We start from the raw sequence: 20,371 nt of genomic DNA on the forward strand, positions 1-20,371 counted from the left end.
GCCGGGCCCGTATCATTGCGCGCTTTGCGATGATGGTCGCGCCCTGCGGCCCCTCCTGCGTTCCGCCTTTTCGCTTTCCCGGTTCCCCCCCCCCATGTCCCACGGTCTCAATCTCGCCCAGCAAGAAGCGGTCAACTACATGCACGGTCCCTGCCTGGTGCTCGCGGGCGCGGGCTCGGGCAAGACGCGCGTGATCACGCACAAGATCGGCCGGCTGATCCAGGCGGGCCTGAAGCCCGAGCGCATTGCGGCCATCACCTTCACGAACAAGGCGGCTGCCGAAATGCGCGAGCGCGCCAAGGACCTGATCGGACGCGACGCGCGCAAGGTGGTGGTCTGTACCTTCCACGCGCTGGGCGTGCGCATGATGCGGGAAGACGGCCACGTGCTGGGCCTGAAGAAAGCCTTCAGCATCCTGGACAGCGACGACGTCACCAAGATCCTGAAAGACTGCGGCGGCACCGTCGACATTGCCACCGCCCGCATCTGGCAGTGGACGATCAGCAAGTGGAAGAACATGGGCCTGAACGCCACGCAGGCCGCGGCCGCCGCGGTGGACGACAACGAGCGCATCACGGCCGAGATCATGGGCCAGTACGAAGAGCGGCTTCAGGCCTACCAGAGCGTGGACTTCGACGACCTCATCGGCATGCCGCTGAAGCTGCTGTATGAGTTTCCCGAGGTGCGCGCCAAGTGGCAGGCGGCGCTGGGCCACATCCTCGTGGACGAATACCAGGACACCAACGCCACGCAATATGAAGTGCTCAAGGCACTGGCCGGCGAGCGGGGCCAGTTCACCGCGGTGGGCGACGACGACCAGTCGATCTACGGCTGGCGCGGCGCCACGCTGGACAACCTGAAGAAGCTGCCGGTCGACTACCCGACGCTCAAGGTCATCAAGCTGGAGCAGAACTACCGCTCCACCAGCGCCATTCTTCGCGCGGCCAACAACGTGATCGGCCCCAACCCCAAGCTGTTTCCGAAGACGCTGTTCTCCGAACTCGGCGAAGGCGAACCGGTGCGCATCGTCGATGCCGACACCGAGCTGCACGAGGCCGAGCGCGCCGTGGCACGCATCATCAGCCTGCGCGCGGGCGACACGGTGTCGCAGGGCAAGCAGTACAAGGAGTTCCGCGACTTCGCGATCCTGTACCGCGCCAACCACCAGGCCCGCATCTTCGAGCAGGCGCTGCGCAAGGCCCAGATTCCGTACAAGGTGTCGGGCGGCCAGAGCTTCTTCGACCGCGCCGAGATCAAGGACCTGTGTGGCTGGTTCCGCCTGTGGGTCAACAACGACGACGACCCGGCATTCCTGCGCGCCATCACCACGCCCAAGCGCGGCATCGGCCACACCACGCTGGCCAGCCTGGGCAGCTTCGCGAGCCAGTACAAGCTGAGCCTGTTCGCGGCGCTGTTCAGCCCGTCGCTGCCGAGCGTGATTCCCAAGCGCACGCTCGAGGGCGTGCACGAGTTCGGCCGCTACATCAACGACCTGGAATACCGCGCGCGCCGCACCATGGGCGCCGAAGCCTCGCGTGCGTTCATGCTCGAATGGCTCAAGGAGATCGACTACGAGCGCCATCTCTACGAAGGCGAGGACAGCGAAGCCGCGGCCGCCACGCGCTGGACCAACGTGCTGGAGTTCGTCGACTGGATGTCGCAGCGCGCCGGCGGTGCGCTCGACGACGCCTCGGGCGCCGACGACACGAACCCGAACGAACACAAGAGCCTGCTCGAGGTGGCGCAGACCATCTCGCTGCTGTCGACCATCAGCGAGCGCGAACAAGACCAGAACGTGGTCACGCTCTCCACGCTGCATGCGTCCAAGGGCCTCGAATGGCCGCACGTGATGCTCATCGGCGTGACCGAGGGCCTGCTGCCCTTCAAGCTCGAGGACGACAACGGCCGCCAGAAAGTGGTGAGCGACGAGACCACGCAGCGCCTGCAGGAAGAGCGCCGCCTGATGTACGTGGGCATCACCCGCGCGCAGCGCAGCCTGGCCGTGAGCTGGACCAAGAAGCGCAAGCAGGGCCGCGACATGGTGCCCTGCATGCCGAGCCGCTTCATCGCCGAGATGGGCCTGGACAAGGCCACGACCAAGGAAGATCCGCGCGAAAAGCTGAAGGCGCTGCGTGCCGAGTTTGCGCGCAAGGCACTCGACAGTGCGGCCAAGGCCGCGGCCATGCCATGAAGACGGCGAGGATCGCGGCCGCGCTGCTCGCCGCCGCCCTCGCGGCCGGTTGCGCCGCGCCCCGCGACCCGAACTGCCCCGCCGACGCGCGCGAGCTGCCGCTGCAGGCGCTGTACGGCCAGTGGGAAGCCCGCTTCGACGACCTGCCCGGCGCGGCCGTCGTGCAACTGGGCAAGCACCCCGAATACGCCGGCGTGCGCGGCACCATCACGCGCCACACCGACACCTCGACCAAGACGACGGTCGCGCAACTCGCGGGCGATGTCGACGACGAGGGCGCACTGTCCATCGACGAATCGCTGGACGGGCGCGCCATCAGCGGCGTCTGGTCGGGCACCTTGCAACCCGGCGCTTGCGGCCGTGAGTTCCGCGGCACGTGGCGCGATGCCGCGACCGAGCGCACCTACCCGTTCGTGCTGCGCAAGACCGCCGCACAGGAAGGAAAGCCATGAAGACGACACGACGACACCCTGCTTCATTCTTCAATCTGCGCACCGTTGCGACCGTGGCCGCGTGCCTCGGCGGCGCACTTGCCGCGCAAGCACAAGCCGTCGACAAGCCCGCCAGCCCGCTGGCCGATGCGCAGCTCACCTGGCAGCAGTGCGCCGCACTCGGCGCGAACAACGAGGCACGCCTGGCCTGCTACGACCGCTGGTCGCAGCAGCAAACGCTGCCTTCGGTGTCCGTGCCCGTGGCGCCGCCCGTGCTCGCGAGCACGCAGCCGCCGGTGGACGGCAGCATTCCGGCCACGCGCGTGGTCTCGGTCGCTACCACCGAAGGCTGTCGCGACCGCCAGTACTCGTCGCTGTCGCGCTTCTGGGAACTCGAGAACGCGACCGATTGCGGCACCTTCGGCTTCCGCGGCTACCGTCCGCTCACGGTGTCGGTTTCGGCCGCCACCGACAAGCCGCAGCCGCCCACTTCGCCGTCGGCCGGACACACGGCCGAGCCCGTGGCCTACCAGGCGAACGAAATGCGCATCGGCCTGTCGGTGCGCACCAAGCTCGCGCAAGGCATGCTCACGCAGAACGACCCGGTCAAGAAAGATTCGCTGTGGTTCGCGTACTCGCAGCAGTCGACATGGCAGCTGTTCAACGGCGACATCTCGCGGCCGTTTCGCACCACCGACCACGAGCCCGAGCTGATGTATGTCTACCCGACCGACTTCAAGCTGCCCGGCGGCTGGCGCTGGCGCTATGCGGGCGTGGGCATCGTGCACCAGTCGAACGGTCAGAGCCTGCCGCTGTCGCGCAGCTGGAACCGCGTGTACCTGATGGGCGGCGTCGAGCTGGATGACCGCTTCACCATCACCGGCCGCATCTGGAAGCGCATGTCCGAAAGCGCCGCGAAGGACGACAACCCCGACATCGCCGACTACATCGGCCGCGCCGAAGTCACGGGCCGCTGGAACCTCAACCGCGACAACCAGCTGGGCATCACGGTGCGCAACAACCTGCGCGACAGCGGCCGCGGCTCGGTGCGCCTCGAATGGCTGAAGGCCATCGGCGACCCGACCAAGAGCAACCTGCGTTTCCACACGCAGCTGTTCCACGGCTACGGCGACACGCTGGTGGACTACAACCGCAAGCGCACCGTGCTGAGCATCGGCCTCAGTCTTGTCGATTTCTGATCTTTCTCACTTCCAGGCCTTACCGATGAGTGCAGACCTCACCCCAGTCGATGCCACGCAGCGCGAGATCATTTCGGCGCTGCACGTGGCGCCCGTTTTCGATGCCGCCGCCGAACTCGCGCGACGCACCGACTTCCTCGCGGACTACCTGCGCAGCACCGGCCTGAAGGCGCTGGTGCTGGGCATCAGCGGCGGCGTCGATTCGCTGACCGCCGGTTGCCTGGCACAGCGCGCGGTCGAAAAGCTGCGCGGCGAGGGCCGCGACGCCACCTTCATTGCGATGCGCCTGCCCTACGGCGTGCAGCGCGACGAAGCCGAAGCGCAGGCCGGGCTGGCGGTGATCCGCCCCGACCGCCTGCTGACGGTGGACATCCGCCCCGCCGCCGATGCGATGCTGGCCGCGCTGCACGCGGGTGGCCAGGTCTTTCGCGACGCGGCGCACGAGGACTTCGTGCTCGGCAACATCAAGGCACGCCAGCGCATGATTGCGCAGTTCGCGGTGGCCGGCGCGCACGACGGCCTCGTGATCGGAACCGACCACGCGGCCGAAGCGCTCATGGGCTTCTTCACCAAGTTCGGCGATGGCGCGGCCGACGTGACGCCGCTGACCGGCCTCAACAAGCGCCGCGTGCGAGCCCTGGCGGCGCTGCTCGGCGCGCCCGATGCGCTGGTCTACAAGGTGCCGACCGCCGACCTCGAATCGCTCGTGCCTGGCAAGCCCGACGAAGACGCCTTCGGCGTGAGCTACGAGCAGATCGACGACTTCCTCGAAGGCAAGCCCGTGTCGGCGGCGGCGCGCGCGGTGATCCTGTCGACGCATCGAAAGAGCGCCCACAAGCGCGCGCTGCCGGTCGAGCCGCCAGCCTCCTGACGCGGCGCAAACACCTTCGCTGATGCATGTGTAAAGGGGCGCTGGCATTAAGTCTCAAACCGGCATTAACAAACGTCACACGTCACCATTTAGTATCAATTGGTATTCATACGTCTGTAAAAATTCTGAATGGCCGGGCGCAACGCCCAGCCTTTTGGAATTCTCATGCTTGATGTAGTGAAACCCGAAATCCTCGTGGTCGACGACGATCCCGAGGTCTGCGAGACGCTGGTCGATCTGCTGGAAGCCTCCGGCTTTCGCGCACAGGCCGTGCCGGACGGCCTGGCCATGGCGGTCCGGCTCGACCAGCGCGCCTTCTCGCTCGTGATCATCGACCTGCGGCTGAAGAAGGAAGACGGCATCGAACTCGCGCGGCAGCTGCGCACGCGTTCACGCATCCCCATCATCATCCTCACCGGCCAGGGCACGGCCGCCGAGCGCATCCTGGGTCTTGAAACCGCCGTGGACGACTTCATCGCCAAGCCATTCGACAACCGCGAGCTGGTCGCGCGCATCCGCGCACTGCTGCGTCGCTCGTCCGAAAGCGGCATGCCCCGCTCGCTGCGCACCGACCGCCTGAGCCACGAGCGCTACCTGTTCGGCGACTGGGCCCTCAACATCACCGCTCGCGAACTGCGCCAGAGCGACGGTACGCCGTGCGAGCTGACCCACGGCGAGTTCGCGTTGCTCGAGGTCTTCGTGCTGCATGCGAACCGGGTCATCGATCGCGAGCAATTGCTGCTCAAGACGCGCAGCACCCAGTCGGACGCGGTGAGCCGCACGATCGATGTGCTGGTGTCCAGGCTGCGCCGCAAGATCGAGGACGACCCGGACAACCCGCGCTTCATCTGCACCGAACGCGGCGCGGGCTACCGATTTGCCGCGCATGTGGTTCGCTGCTGACCGGCAGCGGTGCTTTCCGACGCCGTGAGTCACGTCTTCCGGCGTCCGTCTGGCGCCCGCCGCCGCCCGACATGCAACATGCGCAACCGGTGGAGCCTGACCTTCGGGGGGCTGGCCATTGCGCTGATCGTGCTGGCCGCCGTGGCCATGGTGGCGCTGTTCAATGCCCGAACCGCGGTCCGGGGATTCGACGAGCGGATCCTGCCGTCGGTCGCCAAATCGCTCGCGTTGTCGGAGCGGGTCACGGATCTCGCGGCGGCAGCGCCCTATGTGGCGGAAATCAACGACCTGCCGCGTCTCGAGCGGGAACAGTCGACGCTTCGGCAGCGCCAGCAGGAGCTGCGGGCGCTCGCAGCACAACTGCCGCCAGACAGTGGATCGGCCACCGGCGTGACGAAGGTCCTGAGCGCCATGCAGGCGACGCTGGATGACCTGATCGAATTCAAGCGCCAGGACCTCGGCCTGCGAAAAGAAGGCCGCGAACGCATCCAGGCGCTGGACGAGCTCGAGAGCCGGGTCCTTCACTTGCCGGCACCGCAGCGGCGCGAAGCCGACCATCTGCTGCAGATGCTGCGTGTGGCCCTGTACGCCCACAACGTGACCGACCTGGTCGATGCCGAGCAGGTCTATCGCGCGCAACTGCAGACGGCCCCCATGCAGCGCATCGATGCGGGAATGCGCGCACAGATCGCCACCGAGGCCGACAACATCTTCGCGTTGCGCAAGCAACACCTGTCGCTGCGCGATCGCAAGAACGTCCTGCTCAACGCGATGCGCCTGCTGTCGGAAGAAGTCACGCGCTCGGTCGATCGGCACGTCGCGACGCTCAGTGCCGAGGTTTCATCGCTCGACCATTCGGTCGGCCTCATCGTCGGTTCAGGGCTGATCGCGGTCGTCGTTGCGCTGCTGGTCGCCGCCGCCGCGCTCGCACTCGGTTTCTGGAGCCTGCGGGAATCGTTGGGCGACCTGACCCGGGTGACCGCTGCGATCACCGAGCTGTCGCATGGCAACGCGACGGCTCCGCCCGATGTCACGGACTCGATCGCGCCTCGCGACAACGAGGTCGGCGCGCTCATCCATGCGTTCAACGTGTTCCGGGCGAACACGCTATCGATGCGACGAATGAGCGCGGACATCTCGGAACAGCGACGCCTGCTGCGCACGGTGCTCGACAGCATCGACGACGGTCTGGGCGCGTTCGACGCCGAAGGCCGGCTCGTCGCCTGGAACCCGCGGTTCGCCGCCCTGCTGCATCTTCCTTCTCAGACGGTGCATACCGGCGCGACGCTCGACGCACTGCGCGACGCGCTGCCGCCGCTGGCCGGCGGCCGTCCGGCCGTCGAACTGCTGGGTGCGCCCGATGCACCGCGGCAGCGCGAAGACCATCTGCTCGACAACGGCCAGGTGCTGGCCGTGCGCAACCATCCGATGCCGGCCGGCGGTTTCGTCGCGCTGTACAGCGACCAGAGCGAAAGCCGCGCACTCGAACGGCAGGTGCGGCAGACCCAGAAGATGGAGGTGCTGGGCCAGCTCACGGGTGGCGTCGCGCACGATTTCAACAACCTGCTCGCGGCGGTCTTCAGCAACCTGCAGCTGCTGCAATCGCGCGACGACCTGTCGCCCGACATGCGCCGCATCGTCGACCGTGCATTCCGAGCTTCGGAGCGCGGCGCAGTGCTCACGACGCGCCTGCTGGCCTTCGCTCGCCGGCAGGCGTTGCGCGCCGAAGTGCTCGATGTCGACCAGATGCTCACCGGTCTGCAGGACCTGGTCGCCTACTCGCTGGGCAAGGACATCCGCGTCGAACTCGATCTGCAGTCCCGTGGGGCCTGTGTGCTGGTCGACGGCGGGCAGCTCGAGAACGCGATTCTCAATCTGGCGCTGAACGGGGGCGCTGCAATGCCTCGGGGCGGCGTGCTCACCCTGCACAGCGCACTGTGCCCTGCCGCGCCAGGCGCGGCAGCCAACGGACCGCAGGGCGGGACGGTAGAAATCCGCATCAGCGACACCGGCAGCGGCATGCCGCCCCATGTGCAGGAACGCATCTTCGAGCCGTTCTTCTCGACCAAGAGAAACGACGGCAGCGGACTTGGCCTGAGCATCGTCTACGGTTTCCTCAAGCAATCGGGCGGCGACATCCGGGTGCAGAGCGCGGTCGGCCAGGGCACCGCCTTCACCCTGACGCTGCCCGAGGCCCCTGCGCATTCATCGCCGGCGGCCGCACCCGTGCGGCCCACGTTGTCGTTCGCGCAGATGCGCGTGCTGCTGGTGGACGACGACACCGATGTGCGCGATGCCACTTTCGAATTCCTGAAGGGGCAGGGTGCACACGTGCGCGCGGTGGCCTCCTCGCGAGAAGCGGCCGCGGCATTGGATACCCAGGGCTTCGACCTGGTGCTTTCCGACGTCGGCCTGGGGCCCGGCGGCGACGGACTGCAACTTGCGCGCGACGTGCATCGGCTCTACCCCGACACCGCGGTCGTTCTGATCTCGGGCCTTCCCACCGATCTGCTCGCACGCCGCTACGCAGTGCCGACGGACACGCGCATTCTGCGCAAGCCGTTCCTCACGGACGCGCTGGTCCAGGCCGTCGCCCACGCGCTCGCGCCACACGGCGTCGACGCGCCACCCCTCATCGCAAGCTCTGCCTGAGCTGGCGTCCGCAGCCTCCCGATGCGGGCGCGCGGAGCGAGACACTTGTTTGCATTGCGAGTGTTTCGTCATCTCTTTTCACTATTTACTTTTTATTTACCAAGCTCCGCCCCAATAGCGTCTTGAAGGTCAACCGCTCGCTCGCGTGATGCCGGAGGTCCTGCCACCCGACACAAGACATGCGAAGGAGGAGCGTCCGATGCCAGGAGCCGAGACAACGATTGCACCGCATACAGTCACGCCGCGTCCGCGATGAGACCCGCGGCATCGTCCAGCGCGCGACGCAACCCCGCGCCGGAAGTCGAGCACAGCTTCATGCGCTCCTCGCAGGCCGGTCCCGCACCTTCGGGCCAGCGCGGTTTTCTGCACTGCCTCCAGCACGGCAGTCCGTCTCCGCTGGAACGCTGGCATTGCCACGACGAATATGAACTGCACCTGATCGCGGACACCCGGGGCTGGGCCTTCATCGGCGACCACGTCGGACGCTTCGAGCCCGGTCACCTCGTGCTCACCGGACCTCGGCTGCCGCACAACTGGGTCTCGCACAACCTCCCGTGCGAGGGTGTGGCACTGCGCAGCCAGGCCCTTCAGTTTGCCGACGCGCCGCTGCGCAAGGGCATGGAGGTGTTCAAGGAACTCCAGGAAGCCGCGCCGCTCCTGGAGAAGGCACGCCACGGCGTCGAGTTCTTCGGCATCAGCGACAGCGTGCGCGAGCACTTCGATCGCATGCAATGCACCGAGGGGCCGGAGCGGTTTGCCGAATTCCTGCGGCTGCTGAGCCGACTCGTGCGATGCAAGAACCAGCGCGTGCTCTCTTCGGGCTGGCTACCGATCAAGGGTCATGCGGAGCACGTCGAGACGATCGGCAAGGCCGTTGCGTACATCCGGCTGCACCTGGATCAACCGTTGTCGGCACCGAGTGTTTGCGAACACGCGGGCATCAGCCTGAGCAGCTTTTCCCGCCAGTTCAGCCAGGCCACTGACGTCGCGTTCACCGATTTCGTGAACCAGTTGCGCGTCGGCAAGGCCTGTCAGTTGCTCATGGAAACCGACCAGCAGATCTCGAGCATCTGCTACGCCGCGGGGTTCAACAACATTGCGAATTTCAACCGGCGCTTCCTGAAGATCAAGGGCATGACGCCCAAGGCGTTCCGCCTGCAGACCGCGATGCGCCACAGCCAGGGCCAGACGCTGCCCATCTCGCGCTTCGACATGGAAGGCACCGGCGTTGGCACTGTCGCCGCAGCAGGCGCATTGCGCGCCAATGCAGGGATGTACCGTCAGTCGTAGGCGGCGGTCACAAACGCAGCCAACAGTCCGTCGGCCAGCGGGTCCGCACATGCCCGCAACGACAACGTGTCGCGGTGCTGACTGATCGCACACCACTGCGCCGACTCGCCGGTCTGCGTCCGTTCCTGGTCGTCCATGAAGCACAACTGGCAGGGCAAATCGCACGCAACAGGCGGCCAAGATGGGTCGTCGCAAAAAGCTGGTCACGGGAACATCATCGAGCAGCAGGAGCGGATCAAAAAAACGTCTCACTCTGAGAAGAATGTGGACTCTTCGCGCACCGCGAAAGCAGCCCCGGCTCCTTGCGAGCAATGCGACATCGCTGGCCTGTTTCGCTGTGAGTCATTGCCTCCTTTTGGAAACGACCATTCCATGACCCTTGAGGGAAAACTCTCCCTGGCCTTGCTGGACAACAGCAGTTCGCGCTGCGCCGTGCTTCAGGAACGCCTGCGCGCCATGGGCCACCGGCCCGTCATGTTCCGCGGCATCGGTGAATTGCTGTCCACCCTGAGCCGTGGCACCCGCTTCGACCTGCTGCTGGCCGCACCGGATGCCATGAGCAGCGAGAGCCTTCTCTCCGTGTGCTGGGTGCTGGGCATGCCGGCCCTCCCCATCACCGCGCAGGGCAAGCCAGACGTGGTCGCACTGCCCTCCTACTTCGAAGAGATGCCCCTGCCGAGCGGCGGCGGCATCAGCTTCGACCTGCGCCGGGTCTCGAACGAAGCGTTGGTGCAACACATGCAGACGCTGTACGCCGAGCAGGACGCGGGCACGCTCACACGCCAGTCCACCCCGGACCGCTGGACCTGGGGCGAATACCGCTTCGTCGACGGCAACAACACGGTGCTGCACCGCGACCGTGAAATCGCGCTTCAGCCTCGGCAGTTCTCCTTTGCGCTTGAGCTGTTCCGCAACCTGGGCACCGTTCTGACGCGCTCCTGGCTCATGAGTTCGGTGTGGAAGATTCCGCCCGAGCGCCCGGTCACACGCTCGCTCGATGCCTGCGCCACCAACGTTCGGCGCAAGCTGCTGCTGCAGCGAGAAAACGGCTTCGTGCTTCGGGCGGTCTATGGGCAGGGCTACCAATTGGTGCCTATCAGCTCACCTGCGCCATACCAGACCTGAGATTCGGGGGGCAACGACACCCTTTGCCCACCAGAAAAGGCGACCTCTTCGGAGGTCGCTTTTTCGTTTTTCGCCTTCGCAATTTCCCGCCTTGCCGAGTGGGCCTGGGCAGACTGCTGGAGTTCGAGCCAGCAATTCCAGCCTGGGGGGCAAATCGAGATCGATGCGCGTGGCCTCGGCCTCCATGGCGAACGAGGATAAGTCGCCAAGGCACCCGGCCCCACAAGCCTCGCTTGCCCCCTCCGATGGGGAGCGAGTGCGATGTCGGCGCAGGACGACATCGCTGCGCGCCGTCTGTCCTCAACGCGTGCGCGCCACGCGATCTAGGCTGACGCCGTGCCACGCCTCGCGCGCGCGCCGCGTCATCTCCGCCCCGTTCGCTGTTCCGAAGGAAACCAGTCCGTTGACGACCGCCACCCCCCACACTTCCGCCGGCACGCCCGGCACCGAAGCGCCCACCCGGGCGCCGCACCGCTGGCAATTTCTGCGTGCAGGCGGCGTGGACCAGGTGGTGTTCCGCAACGGCGAGGACATCGCCCACATCGCGGAGCTCGACCAGAAGCTCTGGGTCGTGCTCGCCTGCCCCACGCGCGGCATCGACTTCGATGCGCGCACGCTCGACCTCATCGACACCGACGGCGACGGTCGCGTGCGCCCGCCCGAAGTCATCGCGGCCTGCCAGTGGGCTTGCGAGCGGTTGCGCAGTGCCGATGTGCTGCTTGCCGGCGGCGGCACGCTGTCGCTGCAGGATCTCGACGACACGCGCGCGCCAGGTGCCGACCTTGCAAAAGAAGGCCGCCGCATCCTCGACCTGCTCGGCAAGAAAGACACGCACACGCTGACACTCGCCGACATCTCCGATCGGGGCGAATGGCTGGCTGCGATGCGCTTCAACGGTGATGGCGTGGTCACGCCGGCCACCGCCACCGACGACGCGCTGCGCGCCATCATCGAGGAAGCGATGCGCACCCATGGCAGCACGCCCGACCGTCACGAACACACGCCCGGCCTCGATCGCGCACGCGCCGAGGCCTTCATGGCCGACGTACACGCGATGCGCGACTGGTATGCGCGCGGCGACGAAGACGCGCTGCTGCCTTTGGGCGCGCGCACGCTGGCTGCTGCCGAGGCCGTGCGCGCGGTGGCGGCCAAGATCGACGACTTCTTCGCGCGCTGCCGCGTCGCCGCGTACGACGTTCAGGCGGTGGTTGCGCTCAATCCCTCGCCCGAGGCGTACGACGCACTCGCCGGACACACGCTCGATGCAAGCGTGCAGCCGGTGGCCGAGTTGCCGCTGGCACCCGTGACGCCCCATCGCGCGTTGCCGCTCGGCGGTGCCAGCCTGAACCCCGCCTGGGCCGAGGCCATGGCCACGTTCGCGCGCGACGCAGTGGCGCCGCTGCTCGGCGCACGCGACACGCTCGACGAGGACGGGTGGCAATCGCTGCGCCGCCAGCTCGCGCCGTGCGACGCGTGGATCGCTGCGCGTCCGGCCAACGCGCTCGCGGGCTTGTCACGCGAGCGCATCGACGCCCTGTTCGCGACAGGCGATGCACTGCTCGCCCTCATCGCCGAAGACGAAGCGGCCGAACACCACAACCGCCTGCTGACCGATCTCGAAAAACTGCTGCGTCTGCAGCGCGACCTGCATGTGCTGCTGCACAACTTTGTCTCGTTCAAGGCGTTCTACCGGCGCGAGGGCGCGATCTTCCAGGCCGGCACGCTCTACCTCGACGGGCGCAGCTGCGAACTCACGGTGCAGGTGCAGGACGCCGCCCGTCACGCTGCACTGGCCGGCCTGGCGAAGACCTGCCTCGCGTATTGCGACTGCACGCGCCAGGGGCAGAAGATGAGCATCGTCGCCGCCTTCACCGCAGGCGACGTCGACTTCCTTTTCGTCGGCCGCAACGGCGTGTTCTACGACCGCCAGGGCCGCGACTGGGACGCGACCATCACCAGGCTCATCGAGAACCCCACGAGCGTGGCGCAGGCCTTCTTCGCGCCGTACAAGAAGTTCGTGCGGCTGATCGAGGAGCAGGTGGCGAAGCGCGCGGCGGCCAGCGAGGCCGGTTCGCAGACCGCCCTGCAATCGCTGGCCGGCAGGGTCGCCACCGCGGACCGGCCGGCAGACGCCAGCACGGCGGCGAAGGCGCCCGCCAGGCCGGGGCCGGTCCTGCCCAGCGGCAGCCGCATCGATGTGGGCACCGTGGCCGCCATCGGCGTGGCGCTGGGCAGCATCAGCGCAGTGCTTGTCGGCATCTTCGGCAAGTTCATCGACCTGGGTCAGTGGATTCCCGTGGCGCTGGTCGGCATCGTGATCGCGATCTCGGGGCCGAGCATGCTGATCGCGTGGTTGAAGCTGCGCCAGCGCAGCCTGGGGCCCATCCTTGATGCGAGCGGTTGGGCTATCAACGGCCGCATGAAGGTCAATGTGCGCCTGGGCGGCATGCTGTCGCAGACGGCGCACGTGCCACCGGGGGCGCGGCGCATCGCGCCCGATCCGTACCGGCAGCGGCCCGGCCTCGCCGGCGCGCTGGCCGCCGTCACCTGCGTGGTCGGCGCGGTGCTGCTGCTGGCGTGGCGCATGGACTGGCTCGACCACCGATTGCCCCCGCGTCTGCAGCACGATCCGGCGGCAGCATCGGCACCAGGGGCCTGAGCAAGATGGCCGTCGACTGGCAACTCGAACGCTTCGTGGCGGCGCAAGCGCCCGTGTACGCGCAGGTCTGCGCGCAACTGGCTGCAGCCCACAAGCGCACGCACTGGGTGTGGTTCATCTTTCCGCTCCAACGGCCCGACAGCACCGATGCGCATGCGATCTTTGGCTCGCCGGACACGCTGGAACTGCGCTCATGCATGACGTTGTTCGAGATCGTGGCGCCTGAAGCACCCGTGTTTGGCGATGTGTTGGTGCGTTACTTCAATGGCATGCGGGACGAGGCAACCGTCGCACGCGTCCACGGCTGAATCCGCAACAGCTGGACAGGGAACTCAGAACTGCCCCTGCCCATCGCCCGACCGGTCGTGCGCCCATCGAATGGCCTGCTGCTCCGCATGCCGCAGTGCCTCGGGTTCGCTGCCATATGCGACGTTGTCGGTGTCCGGCGGCAAGCGGTGCTCGGGGCCTTCGGCGTCACCGCCCCCGTAGGCGCGGCAGAAGACCACCGGCCGGAAGGTCTGTCCGTCGACCTGCTCAGCGCCGCACGAAAACCACCAGCCGAGATAGCTGAAGGTGAGAAGACGCTCGACCCCGCCGTCTGCGCTTTCGGTCGCAGACGGCGGCAAAGGCGAGTTGGGCATGGCGGGCGTGAGGTGGTCACCTGTCATGGTGAAAAGCCCCTTGCGGGCCGATCAGCCCTTGGCGCTGCGGAACTGGTCGCGCAGGCCCTTGATCTGGTCGTGATTGGCCTGGGCGCCGTCGGCCTGGCGTTGCACCACCATGCGCACCTCGGGCGGGAGGTTTTCCTTCAGCGCCTTGCGGTAGCGCGCAACCGCCGCGTCTTCTCCGCGCTCGCATTCCTCAAGCATCGACAGCGCGCTGTTCGCGCCGACCGTGCCCTTCACGTGCACCCAGCCGCGGTGCATTGCGCCGCTGACCGTACCGCCGTCGTCGGCCTTGCCGCCGAGCTGGCGAATGAGCGCGACGAGTTCGGACGCCGCGCTTGCGCACTGCGAGGCGCGGCTTTCGAACACCGGCTTCAGCTGCGCCGAGTCGACCTCCTTCGCGCAGGCGCGAAAGCCGTATTCGCCGTCGCGAGAATTTTCCAGAAGGTCGTTCAGAACGTCGATCACCTGATCGTTCGACACTGCGTCCGCGGCAGTTGCGTGGATATCGTTGGCCATGTGTGCTTGCTCCATGAGGGGTCGCGCCGCAGCGACGACCGGGTTGAGAAAAACTGCAATGAGGCTTCATGGTCGACACGGCGCCGCACATCGCCTGTCGTCTCGTCCCGACGACGCGTGTAAGCCTTGTCCGAGGGTTCGACGCCACACCGCTTTGCGCCGACAGCGTCCGTGGAATTGCGATGCCATGCGGGGCGGGTTCCGGCTGACGCGGTCGCGCGCCGCGTCGCGGCAGCATCGCGCCGACTGGAGGACACGCGCATGGAACGACTTTTTGATTCTTTTGCCAACACCGTCGCCCGCTGGACGGGCAGCCCCCCGGCCTTCCTGATTTGCGTGGTCGTGGTCGTGGCTTGGGCCGCCGCGGGTCCATTTTTTGGTTTTTCCGAAACGTGGCAGTTGGTGATCAACACGGGCACCACCATCGTCACCTTCCTCATGGTGTTTCTGATTCAGAACACGCAGAACCGCGACAGCGTTGCCCTGCAGACCAAGATCGACGAACTGATCCGGACCTCGGACGCGCAGGACGAATTCATCGGCATCGAGAAACTCACCGACAAGGAACTGATCGCGCTGCATGCACGCTGCGAAGCCGCTGCAAAGCAAAGCCAGGCGGCATTGAAGAAGATGCAGACCGAACGCCAACGCCGCGGGCATGACATCGAGGGAGCGCAGTCCGAATAACGGGAGCGCAGTCCCCTTGGCATGGCGCTGCACGGCGCCAGAAAGCAAAAAGCCCAACCTCGGAAGGTTGGGCTTTTGCTGAATTTGGTGGCCTGGGGCGGAATCGAACCACCGACACGCGGATTTTCAATGGGACATCCGCGTGCGCAGTGATGCGCTCTCACACACAACTCTCAACAAACCCAAGTGCTCAGCGCGATGTGAACGACAACTGACATCCGTTCATCCGCAGCCATTCGCACTGCCTTCCCATCGCCCTTGACAGAAATGGTGTCAGAAATCGAGGGGTCAATTCATTGTAGCGAGCGTGGCCCAAAGACGGGCTTTACCTATTGAGCCAGCTCGGCCTACCCCGTGGAGTCAACGTCCCTTCCACGAAAGAGCTGGTGGGTACCGGCTCCTCGACCAACACGCCACCGAATGGTGCATCCCACTCGTCCGGCTTGTACCCCTCACGCAGAAGCTGCAGCCGGGTCGGCAAAGGGTCCAGGCTTGCCACACAGGCCTCGGCGACCTCGAGCCAGTGCGCACTCGCCTCGGGCAGCGCCTCCTCACCGGCCATGCAGTTCTTCAGGTGTTCAAGGTACGCGACCGCCTGCCGATGCTGGAACCAGGCGGCCGCCTCATGGGCGAAGTGACTTCGGAATGCCTGGAGCTTCCGCTGGCGGCTCTCTTCCTCCGCTCGAATCCTGGCCGCTTCCTCCCACCTCCGGCGCTCCGCTTCGCCCTCTTCCCGGCGCTTGCGCATGGCCCGACCCGCAGCGACGAGCCCCAAGAGGACCTCGTCGAGCTTCGTGTCCAGGCGCTCCCGCACGCCATCCGACCACGATTTCCGGCCGTCGAAATAGCCGTCAATCGTGAGCTTCAGGTCGCCGCTGAAGTCGTATTCGTAGTCGTAGCGGGGGTACGCGGATTTGCGCTCGCTGTCAGGGATGAAGCTCGAGCGGCTGTATTTCTCGGTGAGCGAGAAGAGGACCGTTTCCCCCTCGACGTCGACATGCAAAGGATTGTTGTCCTTGCTGCCGCGCACCACCTTCGCTCCGACCTCAGGCAAGGCCCGCTCGATGGCGTCAAGCAAGCTCACGGCGCGCTTAACCTGGCCCGCGCTGACGGTGCAGTTGAAGACAGAAGGTCCCCTGCAATACACAGGGCCGGAGGTTGCCTTCGCTTTGAGCAGATGCGCCTGGGTGGCCGCGGCAAACGGCGCCAACTCCTCAGGAGCGGCGCGCACCTTGACCTTGAGCTTGGGAAACTCCTCGGCGGCCACACCATTGACCTCCGGTGGCCGGTGCATGTCGGGCTCGAGGACCACAGTCTCTTCGGGCGCACCTGGAAGCTTCAGCTTGAGCGTGGGTTTGCCGTGGGCGACTTTCATCCAGTGGCCAACCGGGGGCGTCGGAATCTTGTGGCGCCGGCAGGCCTTTGCCAGGCCGACGTCCGAAATGCCGAACTCCTTTGCCAACTTGGTCAGCGGCGCTTCCCACACCCGTCGATAGAGTTCACCCCTGGAAATTTCCATCGTTCGTCCTCGAGCAACTTGCCACGCGTGGCTCGGCTAACGAACGACGCCTCGGCAGTTAAAGTCTTCAGGTTGTCAACCTGCGGCAGCAGAAGTGACGTCGAAACAAGAACCAAAACTCGGAGCCAACTGAGCGCCCATGGCAGAACATCGCATCAACTCCTTCGCGGACTACCACGACATCGTGACCAAGTACAGTGACGTCGCCGTCGTGTTCCGCGGCGTTCGAAGCGTCGATTTTGAGTTGCTCCCCAAGGTTGGCCGGTACAAGAAGCTTCACTCTGACGACCGGCAAAAGGAGGAGCGCCAAATCCTGAAGCTCTTCCAGGACCAGGCTACGCCCTACCTCAGCTTCCAACCGGAAAATGAATGGGAGTGGCTCGCACTCGCGCAACATCATGGGCTACCAACACGCCTGCTTGATTGGTCCCGCAATCCACTCGTTGCTGCATACTTTGCCGTCGAGGAATCGCAAGGCGGCGACAGCGCGGTGTACGCCTACCGGTCATCAAAGAGCCTGAAAGACAAACATCAGAGCCCGTTCGATATCAACAGCGTTGAACGATTCATCCCTCGGCACGTGACCCGCCGCATCACGGCCCAGGCCGGTCTTTTCACCGCGCATCCCGACCCACAGCAGCCATTTAAGAATCGCGCGAAAGTCGATAGGCTCATCATCGACAAAGCGTTCCGCAGAGACCTGAAGAGCATTCTTTTCAGATACGGCATTCATCGTGCGAGCCTTTTCCCGGACCTCGACGGGCTGTCCAAGCACATCGAGTGGATGCGCACGGATACGTACTAGCTTCGAGCGCGTTGGGTCACCCTGGACCGGCATGCTGCGACCCTCGGCAAGCGGAGCCAACCGCGACTCGGCTCGCGCTAGTCAAACGCAAGAAGAGCGAACCCAAGACACGACGTCTTGCCGTCTCGCATATCGGCGCACAACGACCTCGTCAAGCCTCGTAGCGCTGCCGCCCCTCCCGCATCGTTCCCTGGAATGGCACGTAGAACGCCCAGCGACCGACGCGCGCCCGGCCTTTTCAAACGACGACGAAACCGCAAAAGGATGACATGAGTGAATTGAGCGTGCTACCGCAACCAGAAGACAAGTTGGAAATCCACACGTTCGGAGTCGGCCACGGGGACTGCGTGCTCGTCGAGCTTCAGCAACGCGGCACACCAGTGTTTCGAATGCTTTGCGATGCGGGAAAGGATTCCGGGAACCATATTGGTCAGCTCTCGGCCTACCTGACCGCGAACAGGAATTCGAGCGGCGTGGACTTGGACATCGTTGTACTCACGCACGTCGACCACGACCATCAGGGCGGCTTGCACAAGTTGCTTGACAACAACGACATAAGCATCGGCGAATATTGGGGCCCCTGCCTCCCCGCGTTTCGTCGACTGAAGTGGCTCTTTTCAAAGCGCGTCCAGAATTCCGTGGACCGGGCCGCAGAGTTGGAACGCCTTTTCAAGAATAAAGGCGTCAGCGTTTACTACCCGATGGAAGGCCACACCGACAGGCGAGCGTCGGGCAACATCAGTTTGAGCGTCATCTCGCCGCCGGCCCGCCTCCTCAAGCGACTTATGTCGGGGAATCACTCGGACTTGGAAGCGCTGTTGAACTCCCAACCTACTTCTCTCGAATGGCTGATGGTCCCCAGTGACCAGGAGCGAGAGGAGGATGAATTCAGTTTCGACCTGGAACAGCGCACGTTCAGTATTCCCGAGGACTTTCCAGCCGAACCCTTCTCTGAGCCTAGCAGGCCGAGTGAGAAGACCGGTCTGTACGAGGATGAGGCGAAAGAACCTAATTTCTTCGGCAATCGGGTGCTCAACGACACGTCCCTGGTGATTGCGGTAGACGTCTGGCTAGATGGCAAGCGGCGAAGACGAGTGCTGCTAACTGGCGACCAAGAAAACTGGTCGTACATCGCTTCGAGGCACCCTGCAGGCTTAGGAATAGATGTCCTCAAAGCGCCTCACCACGGAGGCATGGTCTACCTTGCGGACAGGAAAGATGACAACCTAGTCGAACAAGATGCGGGAGTCGTCGAACAAACTTACCTTTGGCTCAGACCGCGTATCGCCATCGTGAGCGCGCACGGCACCTATAAGCTGCCGCATACCCGAGTTCGAGACGCCTTGCGCGCAACAGGCGCGGCCGTTCTGTGCACAAACGCTCGAGGGATTGAGCGTGTTAGCCCGCCGTCCGCCGCTCTCAACCTGAACGCCAGCTGTTTTTCGGCGTACGAATGCGGAAAGAACAGGCAGCCCGACAAGACAGTCCTCACGCTAACGAGCACGACCGAACAGATGGACCGTCCTTCCTGTGTTTCCGACACCGGCGCACGAGGTGCGGCACCGATAGTTGTACTGACGCAGCGTCTCGTCGAGCCTGATGAGGCGTTTCTTCGATGGACCAAGGGCGAACTCGAGAACCATGCGCGCTGGCTCAGAAAATTGCTAATTGACTACCATAGAAGCTTCTCTGAAGCGGTAAATAAGAAAGGGTTAATTAACGCAATGAATTGCGCACCTGCGACCTGGTATCGAATTGAAACCGATGCCAAAGAGAGCGGCCGCACCCACTTCCTTTCCTCTCCCAATCAGGCGCTTCATTACGCGAAGGCACGGGGATTTATTTGGACAACGGAGACCAATTTTCGCGGCAATCCGGGAGGCATCGACTTCTACGCATTGCCTTCGCCAGATGAAATCGATAAGGCATGGAAATGGGTTACTCGCGTCCCCAACTTCGTTTTCATCTCACAGCCCTCTTGGCCCGTCGTCGTGGGACGCGACAAGTTATCAATATTGAAGAGCGCAGACACAGACAGTCTTTGTCGCATCGTTGCGGCGAAATTAGAAATCCCCGCACAGGTAGCCGCAATAGAGGTAATGCCCAGACTTTTCCTTCGCATGGCGAAAGAATTTGATTTCAGCATCTGTCGAAGCGACTATCCAGAAAGGCTCCCTGACCCCTCTTGGAGTTCAACATACTTTCTTCTCCTAAGAAATCGGGCCAAACCAAAGACGACCTCAATTCCCAATATTTTCGACGATGAATGGGAGAGTCTAAGATTTTCGAGACTCAATCTCAATGACACGCATCTTGATTTCATCTTGTGCGCCGCCGAGTCGAGCGCGTTTGTCGGACCTGCATTGTTTGGCCACCAGAGCGTGCAAGACACGTTCTCTGCGTTTGAACGCCCTGAATTGGAATGGGTTCGAAGCGGCGAAATAGCCCGCGATTTTCCAGAGCGCTTCGAAAATGCCGCATGGTTGCACTTGGACGACGACACTGACATTGACTGATTTGCAACTCAGACCTTCGACCGCAGCGCGCAACATGTTTAACGTCATCTGGGCCTACAGCGTGTGGCCAGTTTCGCTTCGCTTTGAACAGATGCGCCGGGTTGCCGCAGCAAACGGTGTCAACTCCTCCGGGGCGACGCGCACCTTGACCTCGAACTCGGGGAACTCGTCGGTAGCCACGCGATTGACCTCGGGTGGACGATGCTTTTCGGGCGGGCTCGAGGGCCGCCAACGTCTCGGGTGCGCCCGGGGGCTTGAGCGTCGGCTTTCCGTGCGCGACTTTCATCCAATTTCCAACCGGCGGAGTTGGAATCTGGCGCCGATATGCCTGTGCGACCG

The 20,371-nt window shown here is 64.6% G+C and carries 17 protein-coding genes; 13 read left to right on the forward strand and 4 right to left on the reverse strand.

What is annotated here, in order from left to right; genetic code table 11:
• The first annotated feature begins 94 nt into the window (after positions 1–94).
• The 7 genes from ASD34_RS09480 to ASD34_RS09510 all read left to right on the forward strand — a co-directional run bounded on the left by ASD34_RS09480 (position 95) and on the right by ASD34_RS09510 (position 9,537).
• Positions 95–2,191 (forward strand): ATP-dependent helicase, encoded by a 2,097-nt coding sequence (locus ASD34_RS09480; protein WP_056576099.1) that lies wholly within the window; start codon positions 95–97, stop codon positions 2,189–2,191.
• Positions 2,188–2,643, forward strand: coding sequence for a hypothetical protein (locus tag ASD34_RS09485; protein ID WP_056576101.1), 456 nt, complete (start codon positions 2,188–2,190; stop codon positions 2,641–2,643). Before ASD34_RS09480 ends, ASD34_RS09485 begins: the two co-directional genes overlap by 4 nt.
• Complete coding sequence (locus ASD34_RS09490; RefSeq protein WP_056576103.1) at positions 2,640–3,821, forward strand: phospholipase A; 1,182 nt, start codon at positions 2,640–2,642, stop codon at positions 3,819–3,821. Before ASD34_RS09485 ends, ASD34_RS09490 begins: the two co-directional genes overlap by 4 nt.
• A gap of 25 nt (positions 3,822–3,846) precedes the next feature.
• On the forward strand, positions 3,847–4,692 hold the full coding sequence (gene nadE, locus ASD34_RS09495) for an ammonia-dependent NAD(+) synthetase (RefSeq protein WP_056576106.1): 846 nt from the start codon (positions 3,847–3,849) through the stop codon (positions 4,690–4,692).
• Positions 4,693–4,857: 165 nt separating this feature from the next.
• Positions 4,858–5,595, forward strand: coding sequence for a response regulator (locus ASD34_RS09500; protein WP_056576108.1), 738 nt, complete (start codon positions 4,858–4,860; stop codon positions 5,593–5,595).
• 78 nt (positions 5,596–5,673) lie between these two features.
• A complete protein-coding gene (locus ASD34_RS09505; RefSeq protein ID WP_056576111.1) occupies positions 5,674–8,247 on the forward strand; it encodes an ATP-binding protein in 2,574 nt (857 codons plus the stop codon).
• 252 nt (positions 8,248–8,499) lie between these two features.
• Complete coding sequence (locus tag ASD34_RS09510) at positions 8,500–9,537, forward strand: helix-turn-helix domain-containing protein (RefSeq protein ID WP_082548564.1); 1,038 nt, start codon at positions 8,500–8,502, stop codon at positions 9,535–9,537.
• Here the strand turns inward: ASD34_RS09510 and ASD34_RS27500 are convergent.
• Complete coding sequence (locus tag ASD34_RS27500) at positions 9,528–9,674, reverse strand: hypothetical protein (protein WP_157609663.1); 147 nt, start codon at positions 9,672–9,674, stop codon at positions 9,528–9,530. The two genes, ASD34_RS09510 and ASD34_RS27500, sit on opposite strands and share 10 nt — an antisense overlap.
• Here ASD34_RS27500 and ASD34_RS09515 point away from each other — a divergent pair.
• The 3 genes from ASD34_RS09515 (at position 9,673) to ASD34_RS09525 (ending at position 13,629) form a co-directional block, all read left to right on the forward strand.
• Entirely contained in the window at positions 9,673–10,662 is a 990-nt protein-coding gene (locus ASD34_RS09515; protein ID WP_082548565.1) for a helix-turn-helix domain-containing protein, read from the forward strand. The two genes, ASD34_RS27500 and ASD34_RS09515, sit on opposite strands and share 2 nt — an antisense overlap.
• A gap of 403 nt (positions 10,663–11,065) precedes the next feature.
• Positions 11,066–13,321 carry a hypothetical protein gene (locus tag ASD34_RS09520; RefSeq protein WP_082548566.1) on the forward strand — a complete coding sequence of 752 codons (2,256 nt, stop codon included), beginning with the start codon at positions 11,066–11,068 and terminating at the stop codon, positions 13,319–13,321.
• A gap of 5 nt (positions 13,322–13,326) precedes the next feature.
• On the forward strand, positions 13,327–13,629 hold the full coding sequence (locus tag ASD34_RS09525; RefSeq protein ID WP_056576118.1) for a DUF1810 family protein: 303 nt from the start codon (positions 13,327–13,329) through the stop codon (positions 13,627–13,629).
• Positions 13,630–13,653: 24 nt separating this feature from the next.
• Here ASD34_RS09525 and ASD34_RS09530 read toward each other — a convergent pair whose 3' ends face one another.
• Both ASD34_RS09530 and ASD34_RS09535 read right to left on the reverse strand, forming a co-directional pair.
• The gene (locus ASD34_RS09530; protein ID WP_056576121.1) at positions 13,654–13,962 is read right to left on the reverse strand and encodes a hypothetical protein; all 309 of its coding nucleotides are present in this window, start codon (positions 13,960–13,962) and stop codon (positions 13,654–13,656) included.
• 51 nt (positions 13,963–14,013) lie between these two features.
• Complete coding sequence (locus ASD34_RS09535) at positions 14,014–14,505, reverse strand: ferritin-like domain-containing protein (protein ID WP_056576124.1); 492 nt, start codon at positions 14,503–14,505, stop codon at positions 14,014–14,016.
• 261 nt (positions 14,506–14,766) lie between these two features.
• Between ASD34_RS09535 and ASD34_RS09540 the strand changes: the two genes are divergently transcribed.
• Positions 14,767–15,192, forward strand: coding sequence for a low affinity iron permease family protein (locus ASD34_RS09540; RefSeq protein ID WP_056576127.1), 426 nt, complete (start codon positions 14,767–14,769; stop codon positions 15,190–15,192).
• A gap of 325 nt (positions 15,193–15,517) precedes the next feature.
• Here the strand turns inward: ASD34_RS09540 and ASD34_RS09545 are convergent, their stop codons facing one another.
• Complete coding sequence (locus ASD34_RS09545) at positions 15,518–16,711, reverse strand: hypothetical protein (protein ID WP_157609664.1); 1,194 nt, start codon at positions 16,709–16,711, stop codon at positions 15,518–15,520.
• A gap of 139 nt (positions 16,712–16,850) precedes the next feature.
• Between ASD34_RS09545 and ASD34_RS09550 the strand changes: the two genes are divergently transcribed.
• On the forward strand, positions 16,851–17,516 hold the full coding sequence (locus ASD34_RS09550; protein ID WP_056576133.1) for an FRG domain-containing protein: 666 nt from the start codon (positions 16,851–16,853) through the stop codon (positions 17,514–17,516).
• 269 nt (positions 17,517–17,785) lie between these two features.
• On the forward strand, positions 17,786–20,032 hold the full coding sequence (locus ASD34_RS27505) for a ComEC/Rec2 family competence protein (RefSeq protein ID WP_157609665.1): 2,247 nt from the start codon (positions 17,786–17,788) through the stop codon (positions 20,030–20,032).
• Positions 20,033–20,371: the final 339 nt, after the last annotated feature.

The sequence above is a fragment of the Variovorax sp. Root473 genome, from assembly GCF_001426505.1.
Lineage (GTDB): Bacteria > Pseudomonadota > Gammaproteobacteria > Burkholderiales > Burkholderiaceae_C > Variovorax.

Bases quoted from the DNA above. Each gene is read 5' to 3' on its own strand.
- ASD34_RS09480 (WP_056576099.1), top strand. From the start codon at position 95: ATGTCCCACGGTCTCAATCTCGCCCAGCAAGAAGCGGTCAACTACATG.
- ASD34_RS09485 (WP_056576101.1), top strand. From the start codon at position 2,188: ATGAAGACGGCGAGGATCGCGGCCGCGCTGCTCGCCGCCGCCCTCGCG.
- ASD34_RS09490 (WP_056576103.1), top strand. From the start codon at position 2,640: ATGAAGACGACACGACGACACCCTGCTTCATTCTTCAATCTGCGCACC.
- nadE (WP_056576106.1), top strand. From the start codon at position 3,847: ATGAGTGCAGACCTCACCCCAGTCGATGCCACGCAGCGCGAGATCATT.
- ASD34_RS09500 (WP_056576108.1), top strand. From the start codon at position 4,858: ATGCTTGATGTAGTGAAACCCGAAATCCTCGTGGTCGACGACGATCCC.
- ASD34_RS09505 (WP_056576111.1), top strand. From the start codon at position 5,674: ATGCGCAACCGGTGGAGCCTGACCTTCGGGGGGCTGGCCATTGCGCTG.
- ASD34_RS09510 (WP_082548564.1), top strand. From the start codon at position 8,500: ATGAGACCCGCGGCATCGTCCAGCGCGCGACGCAACCCCGCGCCGGAA.
- ASD34_RS09515 (WP_082548565.1), top strand. From the start codon at position 9,673: ATGAAGCACAACTGGCAGGGCAAATCGCACGCAACAGGCGGCCAAGAT.
- ASD34_RS27500 (WP_157609663.1), bottom strand. From the start codon at position 9,674: ATGGACGACCAGGAACGGACGCAGACCGGCGAGTCGGCGCAGTGGTGT.
- ASD34_RS09525 (WP_056576118.1), top strand. From the start codon at position 13,327: ATGGCCGTCGACTGGCAACTCGAACGCTTCGTGGCGGCGCAAGCGCCC.
- ASD34_RS09530 (WP_056576121.1), bottom strand. From the start codon at position 13,962: ATGCCCAACTCGCCTTTGCCGCCGTCTGCGACCGAAAGCGCAGACGGC.
- ASD34_RS09535 (WP_056576124.1), bottom strand. From the start codon at position 14,505: ATGGCCAACGATATCCACGCAACTGCCGCGGACGCAGTGTCGAACGAT.
- ASD34_RS09540 (WP_056576127.1), top strand. From the start codon at position 14,767: ATGGAACGACTTTTTGATTCTTTTGCCAACACCGTCGCCCGCTGGACG.
- ASD34_RS09545 (WP_157609664.1), bottom strand. From the start codon at position 16,711: ATGGAAATTTCCAGGGGTGAACTCTATCGACGGGTGTGGGAAGCGCCG.
- ASD34_RS09550 (WP_056576133.1), top strand. From the start codon at position 16,851: ATGGCAGAACATCGCATCAACTCCTTCGCGGACTACCACGACATCGTG.
- ASD34_RS27505 (WP_157609665.1), top strand. From the start codon at position 17,786: ATGAGTGAATTGAGCGTGCTACCGCAACCAGAAGACAAGTTGGAAATC.